This window comes from Acetobacter malorum (genome assembly GCF_001580615.1).
Lineage (GTDB): Bacteria > Pseudomonadota > Alphaproteobacteria > Acetobacterales > Acetobacteraceae > Acetobacter > Acetobacter malorum.
This window is the reverse complement of sequence record NZ_LHZC01000034.1, coordinates 44,959-52,607: the sequence shown is the minus strand read 5'-3', so window position 1 is coordinate 52,607 and position 7,649 is coordinate 44,959. Positions and strand designations below refer to the sequence as shown.

The 7,649-nt window shown below is 52.8% G+C and carries 6 protein-coding genes; all 6 read left to right on the top strand.

Going from position 1 to position 7,649, the window contains the following annotated elements; all coding sequences use genetic code 11:
* A partial coding sequence (locus AD930_RS02410; RefSeq protein WP_208598549.1) for a hypothetical protein occupies positions 1-814 on the top strand: 814 nt, incomplete at its 5' end.
* A 20-nt stretch (positions 815-834) separates the two neighbouring features.
* A complete protein-coding gene (locus AD930_RS02405) occupies positions 835-2,448 on the top strand; it encodes a pentapeptide repeat-containing protein (protein WP_061504982.1) in 1,614 nt (537 codons plus the stop codon).
* Positions 2,408-2,944, top strand: a complete 537-nt coding sequence (locus tag AD930_RS02400; protein WP_156476816.1) for a hypothetical protein — start codon at positions 2,408-2,410, stop codon at positions 2,942-2,944. Before AD930_RS02405 ends, AD930_RS02400 begins: the two co-directional genes overlap by 41 nt.
* Before the next feature lie 266 nt (positions 2,945-3,210).
* Complete coding sequence (locus AD930_RS02395) at positions 3,211-5,172, top strand: hypothetical protein (protein ID WP_061504980.1); 1,962 nt, start codon at positions 3,211-3,213, stop codon at positions 5,170-5,172.
* Between the two features lie 545 nt (positions 5,173-5,717).
* Positions 5,718-6,290: a lytic transglycosylase domain-containing protein gene (locus tag AD930_RS02385; RefSeq protein ID WP_061504978.1), complete on the top strand. Its 573-nt coding sequence runs from the start codon at positions 5,718-5,720 to the stop codon at positions 6,288-6,290.
* Positions 6,290-7,642, top strand: a complete 1,353-nt coding sequence (locus AD930_RS02380; protein WP_061504977.1) for a secretion/conjugation apparatus DotM-related subunit — start codon at positions 6,290-6,292, stop codon at positions 7,640-7,642. Before AD930_RS02385 ends, AD930_RS02380 begins: the two co-directional genes overlap by 1 nt.
* Positions 7,643-7,649 lie beyond the last annotated feature (7 nt).

Genomic DNA, 7,649 nt, shown 5'->3' with positions numbered 1-7,649 from the left:
GGCTCCGCCCACAGTGATATCGAAGAAGGCACTGCGGGATCTTGCTACAAATGCGCGAGAAAAAGCTGCCCGCCCCCCCCCGCCCGCCGCGGCGCACAAGGCCGCCCCACTCCGCCACATCCACCGCAGTGAGGTTTCCCCGAGGCTTATACAGGCTATTGAACACGCTCATGCCGTGACCGGGATGGACCGCTCCATCCTCGGGACGTTTGCGTTCCTGGAAAGCAGCCTGAACCAACATACGGCTACTGCGAGGTCAAGCGCCGAGGGTGCGTTCCAATTCACAAAGCAAGCCTGGCTGGATACCGTCAGTCATTACGGACGGCAGCATAGCCGAGGGCTGGCGCTGGCTGCAGACCACATTGCCAAGGATGATAGTGGGCATCTGTCCATTGACCAGAAACAGGCCGGCCGCTTCATCTACAACCTCAGAGACAATCTGGCCGTATCAGCTACGCTGGCTGCCGATGCCATGAAGCACAATCAATCAATTCTCGAAGAGAAATTTGGGACATCTTCACCAACAGCGCTATATGCCTTCCACCTTCTTGGCCCCACTGCAGCCATCCAATTCCTTCGCGCTGAAGAGCGCGGCGGCAAAGAAATGTGCAGCGATGTCCTGAAGAGCGGGCTATCCGCTAACCGCGAGATCTTCACGCGTGATGGCCACGACATTACCGTCGCCGAAGCATACGAGAAGATCAACAACAACGTGACAGTTGCGCATGAGATGATGAAGGACATTTTCCCTGAGAACCCGCGCAACATGCATGTGGCATACGAGGAGCCAGCCCCTCCGGAGATGTCACCGTAAAAGATCGGAGGTAAGGTACGATGTCAGATTCCAGACTAACTTTCAGAATAAATTTCCTGGAAGGCCATGACAAAGACCCTATTGAAGATACCAAAGCCGAGTTCAAATCTTTTGGGGACTTTGTGTCGGCCCATGCGAAGAATCTATCTTACGCCGACTTGAGAAACCTGGATCTCACAGCATGCGATCTGTCAGGGGCCAACCTCGCTCGCGCCGACCTGTCTTTCGCCAAACTCGGCTCCGCAGTGCTGGATGGTGCTTGCATCGACCACGCCAAATTCAATCATGCAACCCTCACGAATGTTACGGCTAACAACGTCTCCGCAATAGGAATGCGCGGCGAGTATGCTGATTTGTCCGGAAGCGTCCTACGCGCTTGGAAGGCTGACGGTGCCGCCTTGACCGGGGTGACGGTGGATGGAACCACCATCACCTCGTCGTCGTTCAAAGAGGCTGATCTATCGGAATTACATGGCGTCAACACCAAGCTTATCGATAGCGACTTCCGCGGCGCTTCTTTCGCTCAGTCTTTCGCCGTCACTCCTGTTATGCGCGGGTGCAGTTTCTCCCGCAACAGCGCACGCGCGGCCATAGAATGGAATAATGCCCGTATGCCTGGGGCATCCATCGATAAATGTTCAGGTTTCCTTCCTGTAACCATCACCCTGGAAAGCAAGATAAGCCGCTTAGCTGCCACAGCGGCATCAACAGCATTGATCGGGCTGGGCACCACAGTCTGCGCCGCCGCCGCCGCTATGCCGTCCCTAAATGGGCTTACGAGCCACCTTTATGGCACGTCCGCAGTGATTACTGCTTCCGGGGTGGGGTCCCTTGCCGCTCTGCGAGCCTCTGACAGCATCTGGAATAAGGCTGCAAGGAAATTTGGGGGTATTCTGGGAAAGACCGCAAGGAAAGTAGTCGCTGCAACACGAGCCGCAGCCGAACGGCTGGGGATAACGCCGACATCCTCAGAAAAAGCCCTGCGCAAGTTCCAAAGAATCCTTGACGAGACTTACGTCTGCCTAGGCTCAAAAGAGTCTGAAAATTCACTGAAGTCAGCATTCCATGCTCTGTATATTGGACGCGAAACATTAGGACGCAAAATCGGTATTGCCGAGGACATGGTCTCTACATTCGGGCCATCATCCGAAATACTCGTATGCAATCGAACTGACCTCCAGAAGCTCGATTACACATTCTCCAGGATGGCCCAGGGGCATGAGGCCGGCTGCACAGTTGTCGTTGACCCGCATTCTGTGGTTCAGGCGGATGGTCAGACCCCTGCCATCATCAAAACTGGGAAAGTCCTCACCGACATATGTTTCGTTGAAAAACAGGCTACCGGAAAGATCGCCTGTATCGTCGCTGAATATAAAAAAGATGGATGCCTGTTCGGCATGACGCGCACAGTCGATGGGATCACAAAGCGGTATCGCCCACAGGATCCAGAGACGATTAATCTCGATCTTCCATCTTTGGAGGATGCCGTTTTTTCCATGGAAAGAGCAGGCCATTCTGGTAGCATTGTTGAAGCTGACCCATCTCCTGCAGCCAGGGAGACCGGGGAAATGGATTGTGCAATCAGGAACGATTATGAAGTGTCTTCAGGGAATGCTGCGCCGACACCGGCATGATCGCTCTGAGAGTGGCTATACCCCCCTACAAATATCCGCAGGACTGATTGTTGTGGCGGCGCTGACGGCGCTCACGGTTTCTGTGGTGCAAGCAAGCTTTGTGGATATGCGCATCAGGACGACGTACGTTCGGCTTCAGGATGTGATTACCGCGACTGAGGACTACATTTCTGACACGCACGGCTATTCGTTTTCAACAAACGACCTCCTCGCACAAGGCTCTATCCCAACCTCCATTGCACCACAGACTGGAGGCATAGTTATCGGATATCAGTGGGTGACGATAACGGGCGCCCCCGACCATACAGAAGTCAAAATCCAGGGCCTGAGCCGGAGGGCCTGCGCACGACTTCTTATGTACGATTTTGGGAGCCGGGTGGCTGGGAGAAGCGCCAATCAGTCTCATGGAAACTCCCCTCGCTTTCCAAACCTGCAATTCGCTGAGTCTGCATGTGCACTTCCAGAGACAAATTCCATAACATTTTCAATCAAGTGACACATACGTCCTGAACCCGGCCTTTACTCCCCATGAATGAAAACATTCGAGGGAGATTTAGCTCCGGTCTCTCCTTTGATATGCCGGACGTCAAGGGCCGCGTGACAAGCAGATTGCTTTAACCCCTTTCAAGGATTAATTCGCCCTCTATTCGGCGATGCCCCATAGCTGAGTGCTTTCTCACCCTCTCCGAAGGAAATCCTTCGTTCTTTGCGTCTCTGATCTATACATTTACATCAAAACACTGCATGCGGCGGCACTTAAGAATGGAAGTGAAAACAGATAAGACCGGGAGAGTACCGAAAAAATCCGCCTGGGCGCTAACCCCCCAGGATGCGGATCATGACGCGTGTTTATTCACCATCCTCGATACCGCGCTGCCGCGCATCCCTTCCGATCAGGACAGCTCCCTTCATCGTTACGCGCACAGCTTTTCGCGCGTCGTAGATGTGCCCTTTACCCGAGGGCTGCCAATTCAGAAATCTTTATCTCTGTGGTTCGATCACCTCTCAAAGATGCGTTTTATAAGGAAAGTCGATGTTTCTGAATGGAGAAAAAACTCGGATCTGAATGAGGCTGCTCAACTGCTTAAAGAGGCTGATATCGATGCCCTCCGCTTCACTGTGTCAGGTGCGCGTCAGCCATGCTTAGTCGTTATCAATGAGAGCAAGGTCAGCAAGGTCAGCCATTTCCGCTATCATCGAGACAATGCAGCCCCCCCTTCAATTCAGTGGCTGGATAAGACCCCCGAGATCCAGTCGCTAAATCCAGACGGGAGTCTGCTCAATCTTAGCTCTGGGGGAGCCGCCATCCAGGCTGCATGCAGTAAATTGGATGAGGATCTGGTATCCAGTTCTCATGTGGTCGCGCTTGCGCTCGCAGAATTTCTTGGCGGGGAGAAGGCCGGGGCCGGAATAGGCGGGATCTTCGACACTCAGACAGGAAGGCCTGTCTGGATTGCCGCCACGCTCAAAGTCGGAGAGGACATTATCTTCCTCGACCGAATGGGCGCGCGCAAACGCGGCGATATCGCAACTCAGTTGGCTGCGGGGGCGTTCGGCAATCCAGATTCGCTGATCGCGAGGCAAGGCATCTCTTTAGACAGCCACGTTCATGAGCCGCTGAAAGGTGAGGCGCAAAATCTGGCTAAAGAGCTTGGCGGGGTGCTACCTCCATCCGAAGCCTTTGCGAGCCTTCTCACCATATCCTCTCCTAGCACTACTGCACTCCCCGTGAGAAAGAAATACGCATGGAATTTCCGGCCAGACGGCGCAAAAACAGCCGTCTCGGAGTTCTCCATACTTGATGCAGAAATGCCCGCAGGAGGTCGAGATAATACAATCCTGGTCAAGTACTGCCACAACTTCAGGAAAATCGCTGAGGTCCCCGACAATGACTTTATGTCTCTCAAAGATTCTCTTCTGTTCTGGCTCCAGCACCTAGCTTCAGAGAAACTGATCCCTCCTCACAAGTTTCTGGACTGGGAAGTGGCAGGAAGGTCTCCGAAGGGCGCAAAAAGACTACTGGATGAAGCCGGAATTGATGCTTTGAAATTCGAGAGGGAGGACACTGGAACCATCCATCTTGTTGCCCTGAACCTTTCTCAGATAGAACCTGTACGCACGTTCGATTATCAGGCCCAGACAAAGCTATCGGCCCCATTGGAGAATGTCGCCGACTTCCCATCTGCTCTCGAACTAACTGGCAACCCTGAGGCCCCCTTCCTGAACCTTACCGCTGGCGGAATGGTACTCAAAAACGCCTGCGAGAAGATCAGGAGTCCATTTATGGATGATCCACATGCCACTGCCATTGCACTGGCCAATTACCTCGGCGGTGAGAAAAACGGTGCTGGAATAGGTGCGATTATCGACACCCGGACAGGAAGACCCGTATGGGTCGGGGCAACACTGGACGGGGTGTTCCTTGATCGTAATGGAGCAAGAAAGAAGAGAGACCTGGTTGAGCAGATGCAGTCTGGGGTCTTTGGCCCTCCGGAGCAGCTTGCCACTAGGGAGGGGATCTCGTTGAACAGTAAGATACACCGTCCTGCAGCAATGAAGGCGCAAGCTCTGTTGAGAGAATTGCACGCGCATATGCCGCCGGCCGATGCCATGACACTTTTGCTGGAATTGTCTGCCCCCGCCCTGCTGGACGATAGGATCGGGGAGCCTGTGATGGAGGGGCCAGAGAATAATCCAGAAAAGACATACGCCCCAGAACCATAGAAGACGACGAGACGAAAATTGTCAGCTAAATCTCCCCTCCCCTTCTTGGTCGCCTCGCAAGGCGACAAGAAAAAGGTTGTCTGCTTCATCCCTCACACTCTGTTCGCGATAGTCGACCGGCGCTGCAGGGAAGAGGGGATCACAAGACTTCACTGCATCCAGGAAGCGGTAAACGCCTTCGCTGAGGCCGTTGGCGACACACGTCGAATATCCATAGCAATATCGAGAGATCACAGAGAAGGAGGTCCACGGGCCTCCCTCCGCCTCGACACAGCCACGTGTAATCGCGGCAAGTTTTTTCTCGGTGGCTGGGTCGACCAGAAATCCCATCAGACAATCAAAGGCCTCTCGAAGAGCTACGGTGTGACAATCTCCTCGATGTTGGAGTGGGGCATAGCCCAAACTAATCAGCCAGACTGATCGCCGACCAGGACAACGGAGGGGCATATGGTGTTTTTGCCTTGAAACGTAGATGACCGGTTGGCATTTTTATACAGAATTGGCCCTTTTGGCTTGGTATAATGCATGATCGGTGATTGACGAATATGTCGAGCCTCTTGAGCACTAGACTGCGTAGACGAATACATTTCTTGTCTCGTAGCTTCGCAATAGCTGCTGGACTGACTGTACTGGTTCCGCAAAATGGCAGGGCTGAAGAAAGACCTGTTACGAGAGAGTGCATCCTCAAATCCGCTGATGCGTTCAATGTCCCATATAGGATAATTCTAACACTGTTGCGCACCGAAGGCGGTCGGCTAGGCCTGGAGCATCGCAACAATAATGGCACCTATGACCTGGGTCCGATGCAGGTAAATAGTAGGTGGATGCCAGAGGTGGCAAAACTTCACTTCAACGGCAATCAACGGGATGCCTGGGTCGCAGTGAGAGACTGGGGGTGCTACAACATCATGATCGGAACATGGGTGTTCAGGCGCTATGTCGACGAGGCCGATGGTGACTTAAAAGAAGCTGTTGGCCTCTACAATTCACACACCCCAAAACCGAAAAGAGCCTACCAATATAAATTTGCCTCTCACTACGCTGAGTTATTCTTCAACAAGGTTACGGCGCAGAGTCAGGGATCGGGCATACCTCTTCAACAGGGACAGCATGGATAATGGCGCCACGCCCAGAAAAAGCCGCCCCCCTTATGGGGAGCGAAGAACTCGTCCTTCTGGTCGTTGTCTTAATCTGGCTCGCGATCACTTTTCTATGGCCTTGGATAAGGCCTGTTGTCGAATACATTATCTTTATAAATGCGGACTGGCAGTATCATCTGCTCGACAAACTTTATCTTCTTCACGATGCCCCTGGCATGCAGGCGATGCGCTATGTTGACTTGATGGTAGGCAAGCCCTTCCAGATTGGCATTGTCCCTTGGAAGTCTGCTTTATGGGTGGCTGAAGATATCTCCAACTTCCGCCATATGTTCTTCGGATACGCAGCAGTTCTAGGCTTGCTCTTTTGGCTAACCACCAGAAACAAGCCAAAAAAAAGCTACAAAACCGTCTACAGCCTCACGGGGAAAGAACTCTCTGCCGTCCCATATATTTTTGGCCTTAGAGTCACATTTAAGCCCTTCCGCTATTTTCTCACGGGAGACTGTCGGTCTGATTTTATTAGGAAACTTCTCAATATATTCCTGAAATACTCAGGCATCACTTTCCTGGTGAAAACGAAAAAAGAATGGCTCCGTGTTGGGCCAAGTTTTTTTGAGTATCAAGCCAAAGCGTGGAACGGCACGCGCTACAGCGCAGAGTTTGTGCCGGAGCTGGCCGGCCCGATCGAAAATCCATCCAAGAGTCCGCAGGAGTGGATGAGGGATAACGGCATAGAGATTACTGCAGGCGAGGTGAACGTCGATCAGGCGGAAAAGGTCTTCATATCTCAACTCGGTGAGCCATGGTCTGGGATCGAGAACGCACCCTATTATATGCAAGCTGTGGCAATCCTGTCCTGGCTGAACTACACGGATAAATCCGGGAAAAAGGCAAACGAATTCCGGGGTATTCTCGATATCATTCACTGCACATCAAAAAATCCCCAGGAAGCAGAAGTATCGGCGCGTAAACACCTCCAGAAATATCTGGGTGACAAAGAAATTGTTGCCGGGCTTAATCGCCGAGGGAATTCACACGCTTACCTCAACCCCGCGATGATGACCATTTATGGTGCCGGCGGCCCGATGATCAAATGGGAGGGGGGCGCATCAGGGGTAAACTCTTCTGGCGGGTTCCGGTGGGTAAAAAAAATAGACCGCACCTTTTGGTACTGCATGAACAATGTGGGTCGGGAAGCACATCACATTGAATGCGCGGGAGCGGTCAGCCATTTCCATGCCGAAAGGGTTGCCGGGAAGAGACTGGTTGAGCCTTACGTGGCCAGCGCCATTGAAGGGCTGGAGATAACGGTTAGAGAAGACGGCGTTATGTCCATCAAGGATTATTTCCATGAACGCACCGCGTTCTGACGCCAAG